This window comes from Clostridium sp. KLE 1755 (assembly GCF_000466465.2).
GTDB lineage: Bacteria > Bacillota > Clostridia > Lachnospirales > Lachnospiraceae > Eisenbergiella > Eisenbergiella porci.
Genome location: NZ_KE992726.1, coordinates 11,216 through 31,890, shown reverse-complemented (window position 1 = coordinate 31,890; position 20,675 = coordinate 11,216). Strand labels below are relative to the sequence as shown.

At 48.6% G+C, this 20,675-nt stretch carries 16 protein-coding genes; 15 read left to right on the top strand and 1 reads right to left on the bottom strand.

Translation table 11 applies throughout. The annotated features are described in order from the left end of the window. Nucleotides 1-426 precede the first annotated feature (426 nt). The 15 genes from HMPREF1548_RS16405 (at nucleotide 427) to HMPREF1548_RS16330 (ending at nucleotide 20,303) form a co-directional block, all read left to right on the top strand. The gene (locus tag HMPREF1548_RS16405; RefSeq protein WP_021637466.1) at nucleotides 427-1,284 is read left to right on the top strand and encodes a DUF1751 domain-containing protein; all 858 of its coding nucleotides are present in this window, start codon (nucleotides 427-429) and stop codon (nucleotides 1,282-1,284) included. Between the two features lie 115 nt (nucleotides 1,285-1,399). After that, nucleotides 1,400-2,149, top strand: a complete 750-nt coding sequence (locus HMPREF1548_RS16400; protein WP_025490031.1) for a sigma-70 domain-containing protein — start codon at nucleotides 1,400-1,402, stop codon at nucleotides 2,147-2,149. A 48-nt stretch (nucleotides 2,150-2,197) separates the two neighbouring features. Continuing rightward, nucleotides 2,198-2,611 (top strand): hypothetical protein, encoded by a 414-nt coding sequence (locus HMPREF1548_RS16395; protein ID WP_021637464.1) that lies wholly within the window; start codon nucleotides 2,198-2,200, stop codon nucleotides 2,609-2,611. 253 nt (nucleotides 2,612-2,864) lie between these two features. Beyond that, the gene (locus tag HMPREF1548_RS29070) at nucleotides 2,865-3,434 is read left to right on the top strand and encodes a biotin transporter BioY (protein WP_083493002.1); all 570 of its coding nucleotides are present in this window, start codon (nucleotides 2,865-2,867) and stop codon (nucleotides 3,432-3,434) included. A gap of 332 nt (nucleotides 3,435-3,766) precedes the next feature. Further along, nucleotides 3,767-6,685: an insulinase family protein gene (locus tag HMPREF1548_RS16380; RefSeq protein WP_021637461.1), complete on the top strand. Its 2,919-nt coding sequence runs from the start codon at nucleotides 3,767-3,769 to the stop codon at nucleotides 6,683-6,685. Nucleotides 6,686-6,708: 23 nt separating this feature from the next. Beyond that, the gene (locus HMPREF1548_RS16375; protein WP_021637460.1) at nucleotides 6,709-7,848 is read left to right on the top strand and encodes a DUF4349 domain-containing protein; all 1,140 of its coding nucleotides are present in this window, start codon (nucleotides 6,709-6,711) and stop codon (nucleotides 7,846-7,848) included. Then, entirely contained in the window at nucleotides 7,849-8,787 is a 939-nt protein-coding gene (era, locus tag HMPREF1548_RS16370) for a GTPase Era (protein ID WP_021637459.1), read from the top strand. 213 nt (nucleotides 8,788-9,000) lie between these two features. Continuing rightward, a complete protein-coding gene (recO, locus tag HMPREF1548_RS16365; protein WP_021637458.1) occupies nucleotides 9,001-9,648 on the top strand; it encodes a DNA repair protein RecO in 648 nt (215 codons plus the stop codon). 82 nt (nucleotides 9,649-9,730) lie between these two features. After that, nucleotides 9,731-10,327: an LptM family lipoprotein gene (locus HMPREF1548_RS16360; protein WP_025490027.1), complete on the top strand. Its 597-nt coding sequence runs from the start codon at nucleotides 9,731-9,733 to the stop codon at nucleotides 10,325-10,327. 35 nt (nucleotides 10,328-10,362) lie between these two features. After that, nucleotides 10,363-11,751, top strand: coding sequence for a glycine--tRNA ligase (locus HMPREF1548_RS16355; RefSeq protein ID WP_021637456.1), 1,389 nt, complete (start codon nucleotides 10,363-10,365; stop codon nucleotides 11,749-11,751). Nucleotides 11,752-12,134: 383 nt separating this feature from the next. Beyond that, nucleotides 12,135-14,768, top strand: coding sequence for a pyruvate, phosphate dikinase (ppdK, locus tag HMPREF1548_RS16350; protein WP_021637454.1), 2,634 nt, complete (start codon nucleotides 12,135-12,137; stop codon nucleotides 14,766-14,768). 192 nt (nucleotides 14,769-14,960) lie between these two features. After that, a complete protein-coding gene (locus tag HMPREF1548_RS16345) occupies nucleotides 14,961-17,213 on the top strand; it encodes a bifunctional diguanylate cyclase/phosphodiesterase (protein WP_035322505.1) in 2,253 nt (750 codons plus the stop codon). Between the two features lie 12 nt (nucleotides 17,214-17,225). After that, nucleotides 17,226-17,894: a hypothetical protein gene (locus HMPREF1548_RS16340; RefSeq protein ID WP_021637452.1), complete on the top strand. Its 669-nt coding sequence runs from the start codon at nucleotides 17,226-17,228 to the stop codon at nucleotides 17,892-17,894. Nucleotides 17,895-17,900: 6 nt separating this feature from the next. Continuing rightward, nucleotides 17,901-19,808, top strand: coding sequence for a glycosyltransferase (locus HMPREF1548_RS29065; protein ID WP_021637451.1), 1,908 nt, complete (start codon nucleotides 17,901-17,903; stop codon nucleotides 19,806-19,808). Nucleotides 19,809-19,823: 15 nt separating this feature from the next. After that, complete coding sequence (locus HMPREF1548_RS16330) at nucleotides 19,824-20,303, top strand: pyridoxamine 5'-phosphate oxidase family protein (protein WP_021637450.1); 480 nt, start codon at nucleotides 19,824-19,826, stop codon at nucleotides 20,301-20,303. Between the two features lie 89 nt (nucleotides 20,304-20,392). On the opposite strand, the gene HMPREF1548_RS30045 is transcribed toward HMPREF1548_RS16330, so the two are convergent. Further along, a partial coding sequence (locus tag HMPREF1548_RS30045) for a hypothetical protein (RefSeq protein ID WP_021637449.1) occupies nucleotides 20,393-20,675 on the bottom strand: 283 nt, incomplete at its 5' end.

The following is a 20,675-nucleotide window of genomic DNA, read 5'->3' as shown; positions in this document are numbered from 1 at the left end:
GCGTGGTCCCGCGGCGGGGATGTTTTTTCCTGTTCCAGCCAGGCCGGACATTGCGATGAGCCCTGGCAAAAATTATGTCAGGAAAGCCTTCCATAATTTTAGGTCTCATCTCCATGGCCTGAAAAGGAACCGGAAAAAACATCCCCGCCGCGGGACCACGCAAAAGCGGATGCCAAAGGCTGCAGCAGGAGCAGATGCAGGCTTGTGAAATTCTAAAGTTTTTATAACATTTATGAAATTGGAGCTGCATTCGTTTACATTTTCGGGGTGAGATGATAGAATATATTCGCTTGCAGTACGGTTGGTTTTTGTGGGACAGTTGGTTTTTGGGTAAAATCGCACTGTTTAACGGTTTGCCGGAATACTGCGCGGACGCTTGAAAGCAGCTTAAAAAGAATCGCGTAAATCGCAGATAGGAGTTTGATTATGGGAAGCAATTTTTCCAGCAAATTTGAAAGAAAATTCGGGAAGTATGCCATTCCGAACATCTCTTTGTATTTAATTATATGTTATGCGGTAGGTTATCTGATTGCAAGGATAAATCCTCTTTTTTTAAATTATCTGACGCTTGATCCTTTTGAAATTTTTTTCCATGGACAAGTGTGGCGGCTCATAACCTGGATTCTCATTCCACCCAGCTTATCTAATTTCTTTTTTACGGCAATAATGCTGGTATTCTATTATTCCATCGGGACGCAGCTTGAGCGGACCTGGGGAACGTACCGTTATAATTTATATTTGTTTTTAGGTATGTTTTTTACAATTATCGGTAGTTTCTTGCTTTTTATATTTTGCCTTATTGCCGGTATAAGAATTAATTTCGGCGCCTTCAGCACCTATTACATCAATATGTCCATTTTCCTTGCATATGCGGCTACTTTTCCCGATATGCAGGTCCTGCTCATGTTCATTATCCCTATCAAGGTAAAATGGCTGGGCATTGTTTACGGAGCCATGCTTGTATTTGAGTGCCTGACAGGCGGCCTGGTGACCTGGGTGGTAATCGGTTCCTCACTGCTTAACTTTGTGGTATTCTTCCTGACAAGCAGGAACCATATCCATATGTCCCCAAAACAGATGAAACGGAGACATGAATTTAAAAAACAAACCCAGTCGGCGGCAGGAATTACCAAGCATAAATGCGCTATCTGCGGCCGGACGGAAAAGGATGATCCCACGCTGGAATTCCGTTTCTGCTCCAAATGCTTCGGTAATTATGAATATTGCCAGTACCATCTGTATACCCACGAACACGTAAGACCTCCCCATGAGGCCGGAAGATAGGACAGGGGAACTGCCTGCAGCTGCACTGCCCGGTGGGGCCGGGTGCTTGCCGCACCGGGTAAGGGCAGCAGCGCAGGCCTGCCCGAAACAAAAAAACAAAGCAGGAGAGACTATTATGAATCAGGAACAGCAGTTTGCAAAAACGCTGGAAGAAATAAAACAGCTCGCAAGACAGCAGGGAAACTGCATCAGTGAAGAACAGGTAAAGGAAGCCTTTGCCCCTTTGGGTTTTGATGACAAGCAGCTGGAGATGGTATACGATTATCTGAAAAACCAGAAAATAGGCATCGGAGAGCCCCTTCCTCTTGAGGATTACCTGTCGGAAGAGGAAATCAATTATCTGGACTCCTATCTGGAAAGCCTCGCGCTCCTGGAGGAGCTTACAGAAGGTGAAAGAGAAGCAGTTACCCTTTCCGCCATGGCAGGAGATATGGATGCCAAGCAGAAACTGATTGAAATCTATCTGCCCCAGGTGGTAGATCTTTCCAAGCTTTATGCCGGACAGGGCGCATTGCTTGAGGATCTCATCGGAGAAGGCAATGTGGCGCTTACCATGGCGGTGGAAATGCTGGAGACCGCATCCAATGCCGCGGAAGCCCAGGGAATGCTGGGAAGCATGATTATGGAAGCCATGGAAAACTATATCACCGTAAACGTCCAGGAAAAAGAAACCGGCAATAAAATGGCGGAAAAGGTGAACCAGGTGGCAGACCAGGCCAAAGAGCTTGCGGAAAGCCTGGGGCGCAAGGTTACCATACAGGAGCTGGCCGACGAAACGGGCATGACCCTGTATGAAATCAAAGAAGCCGTCCAGTTTTCCGGAGACAGCATAGAAGACATTGATACCTCTGGAACCCAGCTGTAACATACACTGTACAATACTGAAATGTCCCACCGGACAGAAGGATACCCTATGGCAGACCAGGATTTTAAATACGTAATACAGGATTTAACCAACGTTTATATCGGAGCCAGATATACCTACGAGGAAATGCTTGAGGATGACAACGTCCCTCACAAGCTGAAGGAGGTCATTGTCCGCATTCTCCTCACCGAGGTAGCCCCCGATACCACCCCGGAAAACCACATTTTCTACATGACTCCCGACAGCGCCTCCTTCAAGGCCTGCAAGAAAATGAAGGCCCGCTTTAAAATGAGCGTATGGCAGCCCGCAGACGGCCGCAAACACAAAAAAGCCGGCTATGTCAACCGGGAATACTCCATCGAAGAAATCGTAGCCAGCAAAGAACTCCACGACAAAAAAGACACCACCATTGTGGAAGAAATGCACATCAGCAAGCTTGGCCTTGGCGCCATCGTCGTATAAGCGTGCATTAACTGAATCAAATACCCCGTTGCAAGCAACGGGGTATCTGACCCTCGCGGCAGTCGCCAAATATCCATGCAAGCATGGCTACTTGGCTCGTTGCTCGCGGGAATAAAAACGATTGTCAACCATATAAAATATTTGGTTGACAATCGCAAAAAATAATGATAGACTTTCACCATAACCGGAAGAAAGTCTATTTCTGCTTTCCCGGAAAACAAGGGAGAAATTCCCAGACAGGGAGAACAAAAAAATGGAAAGAAAATTAACAACAAAAACCATAGTCATCACAGGCATGTTTGCCGCCGTCATAGCGGTGCTTGCCCAGATAGCCATTCCCATGCCCTCAGGCGTCCCCATCACACTCCAGACCTTTGCCATAGCGTTAACAGGCGCGGTCCTTGGAGCCAGGCTCGGAACAGCCGCAACCGGCATATACATACTTCTGGGAGCAGTAGGAGTCCCCGTATTCTCAAACTTCACCGGAGGCCTCGCCATCATTGCCGGAAAAACAGGCGGCTTCATCTGGGGCTTTCTCTTCCTCGCCCTCCTCTGCGGAGCAGGAGCCACACTGAAAAATAAACCCCTCGGAGTTGCAACCGGCCTCCTCGGCCTCATCGCCTGCCACCTCCTGGGCACCCTCCAGTTCAGCCTCCTCACAGGCATGAACTTCCCTGAGTCAGCCCTCCTGGTATCCGTCCCCTACCTGCCCAAAGACATCCTGTCCCTTATCCTCGCCTACGTCCTCGGACTCCAGATAAGGAAACAACTCCTCCGAGCCGCCATCCTCCCTCCCCAGGCCCCCAAAAAAGCCCCCCTGTAATCTCTTGCGCCACCCCCCTAAATAAAAACTCACCTCAAATTCTTGCCGGAAGCCCACACTTCCGGCTTTTCCTTCCCCATTTTCTCCCTCAGCGGACATTTCTACAGCTCCAAAGCTCCCTTTCATCCCTTCCTCACTACACAACCTGCCTGCCGCCGATAATGAGAGAGTCCTGTGGGGCGCAGGGCTCTCTCATTATCGGCGACCCACCCCGGCTCACCCCCAGGAAATTACCTTTATAAAACTTGCGAAAAGTGATATACTGAAGAATATTACCGGATTCTGCCAACCGCCGCATCCGGAATGGGTAAAAGAGTAGGAGACATAATTGCATGAAAATTGAAGAACTGACAAGCTACAGACTCGTAGAAAAGAAAAAAATCGAAGACCTGAACTCCATGAGCTACCTGCTGGAGCACAAAAAAAGCGGAGCCCGTCTTGCACTGCTTTCCAATGATGATGAAAATAAAGTATTTTATATCGGCTTCCGTACCCCGCCCGAGGACAGCACCGGCGTTGCCCACATCCTGGAGCATTCCGTACTGGAAGGAAGCAGGGATTTCCCGGTAAAAGACCCCTTTATTGAGCTGGCTAAGGGAAGCCTGAATACCTTCCTGAACGCCATGACCTATCCCGATAAAACCGTATATCCCATCGCCAGCTGCAATGACAAGGATTTCCAGAACCTGATGCACGTATACCTGGACGCGGTTTTCTATCCCAATATCTATACGGAACGCAAAATCTTCGAACAGGAAGGCTGGCACTATGAAATGGAAAGCCCTGAGGATGAGCTGACCATAAACGGTGTTGTATATAATGAAATGAAGGGGGCATTTTCTTCCCCCGACGACGTGCTGGAACGTGAAATCACCAACACACTTTTCCCGGACACCACCTATTCCAACGAATCCGGCGGTGATCCGGAAGCGATCCCCGACCTGACCTATGAGCAGTTCCTGGATTTCCACAGAAGGTATTACCATCCGGCCAACAGCTATATTTACCTCTATGGAAATATGGACATGGTCGAGAAGCTGGAGTATTTGGATCAGGCCTATCTGTCTCATTTTGACCGTTTTTCCGTAGATTCCGAGGTGGCCTTCCAGAAGCCCTTTGACAAATGCGTGGAGGCCGGAAAGTTTTACCCCATTACGGAAAATGAACCCGAGGAGGACAACACCTACCTGACCTATAACATGGTAGTGGGAGACAGCCTGGACAGAGAACAGTATATCGCCTTCCAGATTCTTGACTATGCCCTCTGCAGCGCTCCCGGCGCGCCCCTGAAGCAGGCGCTTCTGGATAAAGGGATCGGCAAGGATATTTACAGCTACTACGAAAGCGGCATCCGCCAGTCCTATTTTACCATCGTGGCAAAAAATGCCAACCTGGACCGCAGGGAGGAATTTGTGGAATGCATCGAAAAAGAGCTTTCCCGCCTTGCAAAAGAAGGAATTGATAAAAAAGCGCTGCGCGCCGGACTGAATTATTACGAATTCCGTTACAGGGAGGCAGACTTCGGTTCGTATCCTGCGGGACTGATGTATGGGCTTCAGGTGCTTGACAGCTGGCTTTACGATGATGCCTTGCCCTTCATCCATATCGAAGCGGGAGAAACCTACAAAGCGCTGCGTGAAAAGGCCGAAACCGATTATTTTGAAGAATTGATTGATAAATGCATGATCCACAATACACACAAGAGCATTCTCACCCTGTCCCCCAAAAAAGGGCTGGCAGAAGAGAGGGAGAAGCTTTTGAAGGAAAAGCTGGCTGCCTTAAAGGAAAGCATGGAGCCGGCGCAGATCGGGGAAATCGTAGAAGAAACCCACGCGCTGCTGGAATACCAGGAAACGCCGGATTCCAAAGAAGCGCTGGAAACGATTCCTCTTTTGAAGCGTGAGGATATTCGCAAAGAAGCGGAGCCGCTTATTAATGATATCCGCAGCATGGGTGATACCACAGTGATGTATCATGATATTTTTACCAACCATATCAGCTACCTGCGTTTCCTGTTTGACGTGGGGCAGGTGCCGGAGGATCTGTTCCCCTATATCGGCATTCTGAAATCCGTGCTTGGCTATGTGGATACCGAAAACTTCACTTACGGGGAGCTGTTCCATGAAATCAACATGGAGACCGGCGGTATCGTTCCGGTCACCAATTTCTTCACCAATGCGAAGAAACTTTCCGAATGCAGAGTCACCTTTGAAATAAAAGCCAAGACACTGGAGGACAATCTTCCCAAAACAGTGGAGCTGGTTCAGGAAATCATGCTAAAATCCCGTTTCGACGATGGAAAGCGGCTGTATGAAATCCTGGCGGAATTAAAATCAAGACTGCAGTCCAACCTGATCTCCGCAGGACATTCCGTTGCCGCAAGCAGAGCCATGTCTTATTTTTCCAGGCCTGCGGCCATTCAGGAGCAGATCAACGGCATGCCTTTTTACCGCCTGGTGGATCATCTGGAGAAGAATTTTGACAGCTGCAGAGAGGATCTGCAGAACAAGCTGGAAGCCCTGATGAAGTATATTTTCCGTCCGGAGAACCTGCTGCTTGACTATGTGGGCACACAGGATCACTACGAAGAATTCATCAGCCTGGCCGGACAGGTGAAAAAGTCGCTTCACACAGAGCCTGTGGAGCACAGACCTTTTCTCATTGAGCCTGTCAGGAAAAATGAAGGCTTTATGTCCGCATCCCAGGTACAATATGTATGCCGCGCCGGTAATTTCATCAGCAAAGGCCTTTCCTATACAGGCGCGCTGCGCGTGCTGAAGGTGATGATGAGCTACGAATATCTGTGGCAGGAGGTCCGCGTCAAGGGCGGCGCCTATGGCTGTATGTGTGCTTTCGGCAAGAGCGGGGACAGCTATTTCGTATCCTACCGTGATCCGAACCTGAAGAGTACGGTACAGGTGTATGAGCGTGCCGCTGAATTCGTGGAAGGCTTTGACGGAGACGAGAGGACCATGACCCAGTATATCATCGGAGCCATCAGCGAAATGGATACCCCCATGAATCCTGCGGCAAAGGGGCTGCGCGCCATGAGCGCTTACCTGACCAATCAGACCTTCGAAGACTATCAGCGGGAACGGGATGAGCTGCTTGGCGCCAACGCCGCCGCTATCCGTTCCCTGGCCGCGCATATCAGGGCTTTTATGGAAGCCGACTGTATCTGCGTTGTGGGAAATGATGCTAAAATCAAAGAAGAACAGGAGATGTTTGAAACACTGGAAAATCTGTATTAAAGACCGATACGGGAGGGACTCTTATGAAAAAACGGATGAAACGAATTACCGCAGCGGCGGCAGCCTGCCTGCTTTCCCTTATTTTTGCCGCCTGCGGAAGCAGCAGCAAATCAAACACAACGGAAGACATTTCCACCGGCCAGGCAGCTGCTTATGATGCCGGCGGCGTATATTCCAATTATTCCGCGGAAATGGATCCCGAAGAGGCGGCGCCGGAGGAATCCGGCGCACAGCTTGATGAAAAAGCGGCTTCCGGCAGAAAACTCATTAAAAACGTAAATATGACCGTGGAAACAGAAGACTACACACAGCTGGTAACTGACATCCAGGAACAGGTGGCCGCGCTGGGCGGATATATTGAACAGTTTGAGTCCTATAACGAAAACAGCATCGGCGGCCGCAGCGCAAACCTGACGCTTCGTATTCCCGCCGATCAGCTGGATTCCTTTGTTACCCGTGTGGACGAGGTATCCAATGTGATTTCCCGCCAGGAATCGGTGGAAGACGTCACGCTCCAGTATGTGGATCTGGAAAGCCACAGGAAAATGCTCAGGCAGGAGCAGGAACGGCTGCTTTCGCTGATGGAGCAGGCGGAAACCATTGAAGACATCATTACCCTGGAAAGCCGTCTTACCGAAGTCCGTTACCAGCTGGAAAGCATGGAAGCGCAGCTTCGTTCCATGGATAATCAGGTGAACTACAGCACCGTGTATCTGTACATAAACGAAGTGACACGCCTGACTCCCCAGGAAGAAAAAGGAACCTGGGAACGGATCCGCACCGGATTTTCGGAAAATATGTACCGTGTCGGACATGGATTAAAAGAATTTGGAATCGGCTTCATAATTTCCTTGCCCGTTCTCTTCGTATTTGTTATTATCATTCTGATTATTATAATTATTTTAAGAATCATAATCCGCATTACCAGAAAGCGGGAAGAAGAGAACCGGAAAAAATACGGAACGCCGTACCGTCCCGGCCCCATGCAGCAAAACGATCCCCGTTTTGCCGTTCCCGGAAGCAGGCAGGAGCCTTTCGCACCTCCCACAGGAGGTCCGGACAACAGGAATCCGGCCCGGGAAGCCGTTCCGGCTCCCATGGCCCCGGATAAGGAAGGTAAAACGGACGTACCGGAAACCAAAAAGAATGAGGAGAAACACTAAATGGACTTAGAGGAACTGCTTTCAGCCGGCAAGCCGGTAAATGAAAAATACAAATCCGGATTTGCCACGCTGATAGGGCGCCCCAATGTGGGAAAATCCACCCTGATGAACCGTCTGGTGGGCCAGAAAATATCCATCACCTCCAACAAGCCCCAGACGACCAGGAACCGCATCCAGGCCGTATATACTTCTGACGAAGGCCAGATCGTATTTCTGGATACCCCCGGAATCAACCGCGCCAAGAACAAGCTGGGCGACTATATGCTCAAGGCCGCCGAAGGCACGCTGGGCGATGTGGACGTCATTCTCTGGCTGGTGGAGCCCACCACCTACATCGGGGCAGGGGAGCGCCACATCATAGAGCAGCTGAAGAAAACAAAGACACCCATCATCCTTGTCATCAACAAAACGGATACCGTAAAAAAAGAGGATGTGCTCCCTGCCATTGACACCTACCGCAAAGAACTGGATTTTGCGGAGGTTGTGCCTGTATCCGCCCGCTGCGGCACCAATACAGACACGCTGATTTCCTGTATTTTCAAATATCTGCCCTACGGCCAGCCCTTTTATGACGAGGATACGGTCACGGATCAGCCGGAACGCCAGATTGTGGCCGAGCTGATAAGGGAAAAGGCCCTCCGGTGCCTGAGCGAAGAAATTCCCCATGGCATTGCAGTGGCCATTGAGAGCATGAAATACCGGAAAAATATTGTGGATATCGACGCTACCATCATCTGCGAAAAGGATTCCCATAAGGGAATCATCATCGGTAAGGGAGGCCAGATGCTTAAGACAATCGGCTCCAAGGCCCGTCCGGAAATAGAGGATATGCTCCAGTGCAAGGTGAATCTCCAGCTCTGGGTCAAGGTGAAAAAGGACTGGCGCGACAGTGATTTCCTTTTGAAAAATTTTGGCTACAATCCGAAAGACGCCGAATAGAAAATCCAAAAAAGCGAACCCTAATAGAGTACTTATTGTAGTGCCTTTAGGGAGCCTGGTGCTCTCACAAAAAACAGAAGAGGACTGGGTGAAGGATGAGCGATTTAGACAACTGGAAAAGTTTTTGCGCAACAGGAAAAGTAGAGGATTATCTCAGGTACGCCGCGTCTACTGCGGAAAAAGACGAAAGGGAAGGGCGGGAAGCAGACAAGAATGCAGGAGTTGCTCACAGTGACAGGACTCATACTGAAAGCGGAACCTATCGGGGAATATGACAGAAGGGTAGTGATCCTGACGAAGGAGCGGGGCAAGATAGCCGCCTTTGCCAGAGGGGCCAGGAAACAGAACAACCGTTTTATGGCCTCCACCAATCCCTTCTCCTTCGGCGAATTCCGGCTGTATGCCGGCCGTTCCTCCTATACACTGGCGGAGACCTTCATCTCCAATTATTTTGAAGGCCTCCGCTCAGATTATGAAGGGGCCTATTACGGAATGTATTTTCTGGAAGTATGTGATTACTGTACCAGGGAAAACAACGACGAAAGGGAACTGCTGAAGCTGCTGTACCAGTCTCTGCGCGCCCTGTGTGCAAAGAGCCTGGCCCACGAGCTGGTCCGCTACATATTCGAAATCAAGACGGTTGCGATCAATGGAGAGTTTCCGGGAATCCCCAATGGGGACAAACTTTTGGAGTCCACTCTGTATGCCGTATCGTATATTGTAAATTCGCCGGTTGAAAAGCTCTACACATTTACGGTCACGCCCCCGGTCCTTCAGGAACTGAGCCGGCTGGCCGCTTATTATTGCAGACAATCGCTGGATGGAAACTTTAAAAGCCTGGAGATACTCAAAAGCCTTTGACAAGTTTGGGTTGAAAATCCGGGATAGGTCGGATATAATGTTTAGGATATGGCAGACATACGGCAAAAGGTTGGGAGCAAGTATGAAAAAAATGAATTTGTTCCTTCTTACCGTTCTGGGTGCGGCCCTGCTCCTTTCAGGCTGTGGTTCCAAAGCGGAGGAAGAGGAAACTACGACACTGGAATTAAAGAAAAACGGAGAAATCGTCCAATCCATCATAGAAGACTTCAGTGAAAGCTATTATGATCTGGATGAACTGAAATCCACTACAGAAAGCATGATTGCGGGATATAACGAAAGCGCCGGCAGCGATAATATCAAGCTGCAGTCCGCGGAAGTGACGGACGGCGTTGTCCATCTGGTAATGACCTTCAGGAAGTCGGAGGATTACACAGGCCTGTACCGTCAGGCGCTTTTCTCAGGTACGGTAAAGGATGCCTTCAATGCAGGATACGATCTTGACATTACGCTTAACAGCGTCAAAGAGGAAGGCGCGACAATAAACAAACAGGATATTCTGGACATGGGAGAGAAGCATATCGCAGTCGTAAGGGAAACCACCACGGTGAAAACCTATGGCGACATACTCTACATCAGCGATGATGTGACCATGGGACCGGATGACCGGACGGCAACGGTGACAAATGGGGAATCCCTTTCCTATATCATATTTAAATAGAAAGAAGCATAACGGATAAAGCAGGAGGAGAAAAAATGGAAAAGACAATGGAAAAAATTGTGGCTCTGGCCAAAGCGAGAGGCTTTGTATACCCCGGGTCCGAAATTTACGGAGGCCTTGCCAATACCTGGGATTACGGCAACCTGGGCGTGGAGCTGAAAAATAATGTGAAGAAGGCATGGTGGCAGAAATTTATCACCGGAAATCCTTATAATGTGGGTGTTGACTGCGCCATTCTCATGAACCCTCAGACATGGGTGGCCAGCGGCCATCTGGGCGGCTTTTCCGATCCGCTGATGGACTGTAAGGAATGCCACGAGCGTTTCCGTGCGGACAAAATCATTGAAGATTACGCTGCGGACAACGGCATAGAGCTGGACGGCTCCGTTGACGGCTGGGATCAGGAAAAAATGATGAATTTCATTAAAGAACATAACATTCCCTGCCCGAGCTGCGGCAAACATAATTTTACGGATATCCGTCAGTTTAACCTGATGTTCAAGACCTTCCAGGGCGTTACCGAGGATGCGAAGAATACGGTTTACCTTCGTCCTGAAACCGCACAGGGTATTTTTGTGAACTTTAAAAACGTACAGCGTACCTCCAGAAAGAAGATTCCCTTCGGCATCGGCCAGGTGGGCAAATCCTTCCGTAACGAAATCACTCCCGGAAACTTTACCTTCCGTACCCGTGAATTTGAGCAGATGGAGCTGGAATTCTTCTGTGAGCCCGACACTGATCTGGAATGGTTTGCTTACTGGAAGCAGTTCTGTATCGACTGGCTGCAGACCCTGGGAATCAAACCTGAAGAAATGCGTGTCCGTGACCATGATAAGGAAGAGCTTTCCTTCTATTCCAAAGCGACTACGGATATTGAGTTCCTGTTCCCCTTCGGCTGGGGCGAGCTGTGGGGCATTGCCGACAGAACGGACTACGACCTTACCCAGCATGCCAATGTTTCCGGACAGGATCTGTCTTACTTTGACGATCAGAAGAATATCAAATATATTCCTTACGTTATCGAACCTTCCCTGGGAGCGGACCGTGTTGTGCTGGCTTTCCTTTGCGCAGCTTACGATGAAGAAGAGATCGGTGAGGGGGATGTGCGTACCGTGCTCCATTTCCATCCCGCGCTTGCTCCTGTGAAAATCGGTATTCTGCCCCTTTCCAAAAAGCTGAACGAGGGCGCTGAGAAAATTTATGAGCAGCTTTCCAAAAAGTACAACTGTGAATTCGATGACAGAGGAAACATCGGAAAGCGCTACCGCCGTCAGGATGAAATCGGTACTCCTTTCTGCGTAACCTACGATTTTGATTCCGAGGAAGATCACTGTGTAACCGTGCGTTTCCGTGATTCCATGGAACAGGAGAGGGTGGCCATCGATCAGCTGGACGCTTATTTTGCAGATAAATTCGACTTCTGATATAGAAAGACAACTGTTTTACCATTGGATAAAAGCATCCTGCAGCAGGCAGGGTGCTTTTTTTGATGGATCCGACCCATAGTACAACTTTTCTGTGTACAACGGACACTGTCAGCCTTTTTCAAAGAAACCGGTTACATAATAAAAACAGAAAAATCCACATAAAGCATCGCGTAAAACAACAAAATAATTTAAAAAACAGCACCACAAATGAATGTTTTATTGGGAGTTTGAATATATTATTTATAATTTATTAAAAAAACAACAAAAATTAACGTGCGTTCCAGGAAGAACTGTGATATAATGGAAATACGAGAGCGGAACGCGTAAAAACGTTCCGCAAACCTATACCAAATATTTCGTTCAAAGGGGGAACTGATTAGATGGCAAAATGGGTTTATTCATTCAAAGAAGGTAATGCGGACATGCGCGATCTTCTTGGCGGAAAAGGAGCCAATCTGGCAGAAATGACCAATCTGGGACTTCCAATTCCGCAGGGCTTTACGGTAACAACCGAAGCCTGTACGGATTACTACAACAACGGAAAGCAGATTTCTGATGAAGTTAAGGATCAGATTTTTGCCGCGCTCGCCGAACTGGAGAAGCTCCAGAATAAGAAATTCGGCGATACCGAGAACCCGCTGCTTGTATCTGTACGTTCAGGTGCCAGGGCATCTATGCCGGGCATGATGGACACCATTCTTAACCTGGGGCTGACGGATATTTCCGTGGAAGGCTTCGCAAAGAAGACCGGTAATCCCAGATTCGCGTATGATTCTTACCGGAGATTCATCCAGATGTTTTCAGATGTGGTCATGGAAGTGCCCAAATCATTGTTTGAGAGGGTTCTTGACGAGATTAAAGAAGCCAAGAGCGCTCATTATGATACGGATTTGACCGCTGATGATCTGAAGGAAGTCATCACTCGCTTCAAAGCGATCTACAAGGACAAGATGGGCGAGGATTTCCCTCAGGATCCCAAGATCCAGCTGATGGAGGCCGTAAAGGCTGTGTTCCGCTCCTGGGACAACGAACGTGCCATCGTATACCGCCGAATGAACGATATCCCCGGCGACTGGGGAACAGCAGTTAACGTACAGTCCATGGTATTCGGAAATATGGGCGATACTTCCGGTACCGGTGTTGCATTTACCAGGAATCCTTCCACAGGGGCCAGGGGAATTTACGGAGAATACCTCATCAACGCACAGGGCGAAGATGTTGTGGCCGGAATCAGGACTCCCCAGCCCATTACCCGTCTGGAACAGGATTTGCCCGAATGCTATAAAGAATTTATTGAAATAGCCAATAAGCTGGAAAACCACTACAGGGATATGCAGGACATGGAGTTTACCATTGAAGAAGGAAAGCTTTACTTCCTGCAGACCAGAAACGGAAAGAGAACGGCACCCGCCGCTCTGCAGATTGCCTGCGATCTGGTGGACGAAGGCATGATTACCCCTGAAGAAGCTGTTCTCCGTATTGAAGCCAAGTCTCTGGACCAGCTTTTGCATCCAACCTTTGATCCGGATGCCCTGAAGGCCGGAACCGTTATCGGACAGGCTCTTCCCGCATCTCCCGGCGCCGCTGCAGGCAAGGTTTATTTTACCGCGGAAGAAGCGAAGGAAGCCCATGAAAGGGGAGAGAGGGTCATTCTTGTACGGCTTGAGACATCACCGGAGGATATTGAAGGAATGCATGCTGCCGAAGGTATCCTTACCGTACGCGGAGGAATGACTTCCCATGCGGCTGTTGTGGCAAGAGGCATGGGCACCGCATGTATATCCGGCTGCGGTGATATTACAGTGGATGAAGAAGCTAAAGTATTCAGCCTTGGCGGCAAGACTTATCATGAAGGAGATTATATTTCTCTTGACGGTTCTACCGGTAAGATTTACGACGGCGATATCGCAACGGAAGATGCTACCATCAGCGGCAACTTCGGACGTATTATGAACTGGGCGGATTCTTTCCGTGTGCTGAAGGTAAGAACCAATGCCGATACCCCTGAGGATGCTGCCAATGCATTGAAGCTGGGCGCGGAAGGCATCGGCCTGTGCCGTACGGAGCATATGTTCTTTGATCCTGAACGTATTCCGAAGATCCGTAAGATGATCCTTTCCACCACCTGTGAAGCCAGGGAAGAAGCCCTGAATGAGCTGATTCCTTTCCAGAAGGGTGATTTCAGAGGGATTTATGAGGTAATGCAGGACAACCCTGTTACCATCCGTTTTCTGGATCCCCCGCTTCATGAGTTCGTTCCCACGGAGGAAAAGGATTTTGAGGATCTTGCAAGAGATATGAACCTGACTGTAGCGGAAGTAAAGGCTACCTGTGACAGCCTGCATGAGTTCAATCCCATGATGGGGCACAGAGGCTGCCGTCTTTCCGTAACCTATCCTGAAATTGCAAGGATGCAGACCAGGGCTGTTATGGAAGCGGCAATAGAAGTAAACGAAGAAAACGGCTACCATATTGTTCCAGAAATTATGATTCCTCTTGTAGGCGATAAGAAGGAACTGAAATTCGTCAAGGATGTGGTTGTGGAAACCGCAGAGAAAGTAAAGGCGGAGAAAAATTCCGACATTAACTATCATATCGGAACTATGATTGAAATTCCCCGTGCGGCGCTTCTTGCCAACGAAATCGCAGAAGAAGCGGAGTTCTTCTCCTTCGGAACCAATGACCTGACCCAGATGACCTACGGCTTCTCCCGGGACGATGCCGGAAAGTTCCTGGTCGATTACTATAAGAGCAAAATTTACGAAGCCGATCCTTTTGCAAAGCTGGATCAGAACGGCGTAGGCCAGCTGATTAAGATGGCCGCTGATAAGGGACGCAAGGTACGTCCGGATATCAAGCTGGGCATCTGCGGTGAGCATGGCGGAGATCCTTCCTCAATTGAATTCTGCCATAATATCGGACTGAATTATGTATCCTGTTCACCGTTCCGTGTCCCGATTGCCAGACTGGCAGCTGCACAGGCGGCAATTAAAGAAAACCGCAGGAATGCTTAAGGCTCTTAAACTTTATATTAACAGATGATTCTCAGGGAAACCGCAGGCAGTCCGGCCGGCGGTTTCCTTTTTGAATTTTCATAAGCTGTACAAAAATGATCGGTTAGGTTATAATAAGCATATTGTCTGACATTTATGCACAACAAATACATACATGGAAAGGCGAAATACCATTCGCTTTTGGAGAAGACCATGAAAGAGGACAGGAACCTGAAAAAACAGATTATCGTGGCGGTAAGCGTAGCGGCAGGAATCCTTACAGCACTTGTTTTAACCGCAGTTCTGGCTTTTGAAACCTTAAGCAGGGCACAGAAAAATGAAGCGGAACGTTATCTGGATGAAGTGACGGAGCAGTACAGGAATACCATGATAAAGCAGATAGAAGGAAATCTGCAGACGCTGGAGGCCCTGGCAACCATAATCGGAAACAATATCATGGATATGGACAAGGTTATGGACATTCTGGAGACAGAAAATTATCAGAATGATTTCATCCGTATGGGATTTGTCAAACCCGACGGAAGAGGAGATCTTGTTGATATGCAGGGGGTCCGGGTGGAAAATGTCTATCTTGGAGAAGAAGCCTTTATCCGGGAGGCCCTGGCAGGTAGCAGCTCTGTATCTGATACCCTTCCGGATAATTTCGGAGAGGGTTATGTTAACTGCTATGCGGTCCCTGTCTATAAAAATGGGGAGCTGATCGGCGCTCTTACCGCAGCGAATTCCTCAGAAACCTTTGCAGAAATCATCAATCAGCCCATATTCAGCGGGAATGCATATCTCCATATAATCAATGAGCAGGGGGATTTTATTATCCGATCCGCTCATCAGATATTGGAAGAGGGGGATATCCGGAGCATTTTTGAATCCGCTATCCTGGGAATCAGTGATAAAGAGGAGATACTGCCGAAGCTGCAGGAGGGTGCCAAATTTTTTTCCCAGTTTACCTATAATAAGATAAAATACTGGATGTTTTTTACCCCGATAGGCAAGAATGGCTGGTACATTTTATGTATGGTTCCCCGCAGCGCGCTGAATGCGAATTTTGTTAAGATGACGAGAATGATTATCTGTATTTTTGCCGTTATTATCCTGCTTCTCGTTCTATTGTTCAGTTATATTTATATCATCATCCGCGGAAGCCGCAACGCCATGCAGCGGATGGCCTATTATGATCAGCTGACGGGGCTTTATAATAAGGCGCGATTTATGGAGCTGGCCTCTGCAAAATTGGAGAAGGACAGCAATTATGCGCTGGTTCTTCTGGATATTGCCAATTTTAAGTTTGTAAACGAGCTGTTTGGATACCAGAAGGGGGATTATCTTCTGCAGCATGTTGCAAATACCTGCAACCAAATGCTTCAGGAGGAAGAATTCTGCTGCCGTGACAACTCTGACCGTTTCGCCCTGCTCCTGCACTATAGCGGCAAAGAGGCCCTGACGGACCGTCTGAAGCAGCTTGTGGATACCATTGCCTCCTGCCAGCTTGACGATGTGCAGGAGTATCATATTCTCTGCAACTGCGGCGTAAAGATAATTGAGTCCTTCAGCAATAAAATCAACGTTGACGTTTTCTGGGATCGGGCGAATCTGGCTCTGAAAAATGCAAAAGGCTACCATGACAGCACCACTGTATTTTATGGCGACGGCCTCCATGATAAAGAAGTGAAGCGCAATGAAATCGAGCAGTGCATGCACGCTGCCCTGGATAACAGGGAATTCAAAATGTACCTGCAGCCCAAGGTCCTTCTGAATACTTCGGCGGTTTGCGGCGCAGAGGCTCTTGTGCGCTGGATACGTCCTGACGGCAGCCTGATATATCCTGACGAATTTATACCTGTATTTGAACAAAACGGTTTTATTACTGATTTGGATATGTATATGCTGGAGGAAGCCTGCGCCTTTTTGAACCGGCTTGAGAAAAACGGGTATGCCGATATCTGTATTTCGGTCAATCAGTCAAGAATCCTGTTCTATAAAGCGGATTACCTGAATGAGATTCAGCGGATTATCCATAAATACCATTGTGATCCTTCCCGTATCATTCTTGAAGTAACGGAAGGCATCACCATGGATAATCTGGATGAAATGAAGGTTCTTGTCCGGGAACTGCACAAGATGGGCTTTGCCGTTTCCATGGATGATTTCGGAAGCGGATATTCTTCTTTGAATATTTTAAAGGAGCTGGATATTGACGAACTGAAGCTGGACAGAGTTTTCCTTTCCGACACGGCTGAGAAGGAAAAGCGGGATATCATTATGAAAAATATCATCACTTTGGCACGGGAGCTTCAGATTACTACGGTAACGGAAGGGGTGGAGGATGCGGCCCAGGCGGAATTCATACATTCCATACACTGTGATATCGGTCAGGGCTATTATTTTGCAAAGCCCATGCCGGAAGATGCTTTTGAACTGTTTATAGCGGGAAAAACGGAAGAATAGAGGAGAAACGCAATGTCCAGATATGCGAAAATGAGAAAGAGCAATGCACAGGATATTTTATATCTGAAGCCTGAATATGGAGATATCATCACAGAAATCAGCGAGTATCTCCAGGAAGAAGGCATGTGTGCATATGAACTGGAAAAAAACAGGGAGGAACTGGTAAAAACTGCAAAGGCCGCCATCAAAAAGGAACAGTCCATGGAGGAGGCGCTGGGCTGTCCGCCGGAGGAATATGCCCGGAAAAAAGCCGGTAATATGCAAGAGCATCAGACCGCCTATGAAAGGTATATTTTTACATTAGAGCGTTCCGTGCAGGTATTTTGCTGTTATCATCTGCTTCTTGTTGCAGTGGTGGCAGCTTCGGCGTTGTCAGGCGGGAAGGATGCGGTGCTGCTTATCCCCATGTCCCTGACCTATGTGCTTGAACTGGCTGTCATTCCCCTGGTTGCATGGTTTTTATCCAAATATTTCTACCAAAGGCTGTTCCATATGAGGCAGAAGCTTTTCCAGATATTGGTATACGGAGGCTGGCTTCTTCTGACACTCCTAATCAATGCGCTGATCCCCGGCAGCCATGGATTCAGGGTAAACCTGCTGGTGTTTCTCTTTGTGAATGCCGCTGCTTATCTGATAGCGCGCGACCTGAGAGAACTGCATTTTAAGAAATATACCTGGTAAATAAATATGAAAATATTATTAGTTATCGATCAATATGACAGAGGAAATAACGGAACCACAATGACTGCCCAGCGCCTGGCGCACACGCTGAATGCACACGGACATGAGGTCAGAGTGGTCAGTACAGGAAATTCCGGCAATGGTAAGTACCTGGTGAAGGAATATTTCCTGCCGCCTATCGTACACCATATCGTAACAAAGCAGGGAATGGTTTTTGCCAAGCCGGATGAAGAGGTGCTTAAGGAAGCCATTGGCTGGGCGGATCTGGTGCATTTCCTGCTTCCCTTCTGGCTCGGCATAAGAGGGCTGCATATCGCTCAGGAAATGGGCGTGCCCCATACCGCCGCATTCCATGTGCAGCCGGAGAACATTACCTATACGCTGCATCTGGGCCGCCAGAAGAATGTGAATGCCTGGCTGTACCGTTTTTTCTGGGATAATTTTTATAAAAATTTCCGCCATATCCATTGCCCCAGCACGTTTATAGCGGAGGAATTGAAGGCGAATCACTACACTGCAAAGCTGCATGTGATTTCCAATGGTGTGGATCCGGACTTTGTTTACCGGAAAAAGAAGAAATCAGATAAGCTTAAGGATAAATTCATTGTGCTCATGATCGGCAGGCTTTCCAATGAAAAACGGCAGGATGTGCTGATTGACGCCATCGCCAAATCCCGATATGAATCACGTATTCAGCTGGTGCTTGCAGGACAGGGGCTGAAATACGGAAGCTACCGCCTGCGTTCCCGGAAGCTGACCAATAAACCAATCATGCGGTTCTTCTCCCATGAACAGCTGGTGAACCTGCTTTCCGAAACGGATTTGTATGTCCATGCGGCAGATGCGGAAATAGAGGCTATCTCCTGTATTGAGGCATTTTCCAGCGGTATCGTCCCGGTAATCGCCAACAGTCCCAAATCGGCTACTCCGCAGTTTGCCCTGGATGAAAGAAGCCTGTTCCAGGCCGGCAGCAGCGACGATCTTGCCGCAAAGATCGATTACTGGCTGAGTGAACCTGCAGAGCGCGCGCGTATGGAAGCAGCATACAGCGAACATGGAAAGAATTTCGCTCTGGACGGCTGTGTCCGGCAAATGGAGCAGATGTTTGAAGAGGAACTGAGAGATTTTCACAGGGAAAACCGGCGGATTGAAAACTGCAGGAAATTCACGGAGGAAGGCAAGAGCAGGGACGGTGTCGTATATGAAGAAAAGCATCTGATTAAGATGTGGACGCCCTTTCGTTTCAAGGTGCGGGAAAATTATAACTTTTTTCCTGCAAATCCTCTGTTTATCCTGGGCGGAGGGCTGATACGCCTTATCATTTACCTGCTGGTAGCGCTGATAATCAAACCTATCTGGGGGCTGAAAATAGAAGGAAAGGAAAATCTGAAGGCTATAAAGGGCGGGGCAGTCACCGTATGCAATCATGTGCATCTGCTGGATTGCATCATGGTTTCCTATGTGCTGCGCAGCCGTAATGTATGTTTCCCCACGCTGGAATCCAACTTCAGGATACCGCTGATACGCCATATTATACGTCTGCTGGGAGCTATTCCAATTCCGGAGAGCAAGCAGGGTTTCAAACGTTTTATGGAGGCAACGGGGAAATGGGTGCAGAACGGGAACCTGCTCCATTATTATCCGGAGGTGGTGCTGCATCCTTATTATCAGGGAATCCGCGGATTCAAACGGGGAGCCTTCCTTACCGCCTGTGAAACCGGCGTGCCAGTACTTCCCATGGTGATTTCCTACAGACAGCCCAGCGGCCTGATTGGTATCCTGAAGCGCAGGCCCTGCCTTACCCTGAAAATACTCCCTCCGGTGTATCCTGCCGAAAGTGCCAACAAACGGCAGCAGACCGTGGAGCTGATGGATACCGTATATGACAGAATGAACACTGCCTATTGGAATTAGAGGAGAAAATTGAAAATGATACAAAAAGAAAAAGAAGTCCGGGAGCTTGCTGGTATTTTAAAGACCGTGGACAGCTGCGACACCTGCCGTCTGGGGCTTGTTGACGGAAACAGGGCGTATATTGTGCCTCTCTGCTTTGGTTATACTTTCCTTAACGGTAAGTTCACTTTTTATTTCCAGAGCAGGCTGGATGAAAAGAAGACGGCCCTGATAAAGGCAGCAGAGGAAGCAGCGGAGGAAATAACCTTTCAGATGGATGCCAACCACTGCATGCTTCCGGTGGGAGGAAGTGAATATACCATGCTTTACAGCTCCGCCTTCGGCTGCGGAAGGCCTGTCTTTTTAAATGGGGAGGAAGAGAAGAGGACTGCGCTGAAGCATATCCTGGCCCATTACATTCCCGGAAAATTCGCGGAAGACCAAAGCTCTCTGCCGGAGAATGCCTGTATATTCAAGCTGGAGGTAACAGAGCTGACCTGCAGGGAAAACAGATAAAATGACCGTTAAAAAAAGTCCTTCAATGCGAAAGCACTGAAAGACTTTTTGTTTTTTCTGTTTCCATACTCCATGGAGCCTTCAGAAGGTTATTCCGCAGCCGGGGTTCCGTCCTCACCGCCTTCGGCGCCGGTATCACCCGTTTGCGTTCCCCCTTCTCCGGTATCCTCTTTAAAGCCAGGCGCATCGTTTTCCGTAGTAATAACTATGGAATCATCCGTAGGCATCTCGCCCTGCAGAATTTCTGAGATATAATTGATCCGCTTTATTGCCCTGTTATAATATTCAGCGGCGGCAGCGGCCACATTTTCGTTATATTCTTCTCCGCCATAGGCTTCCCGGTACAGGCTTGCCGCCTGGGACATATTGTCC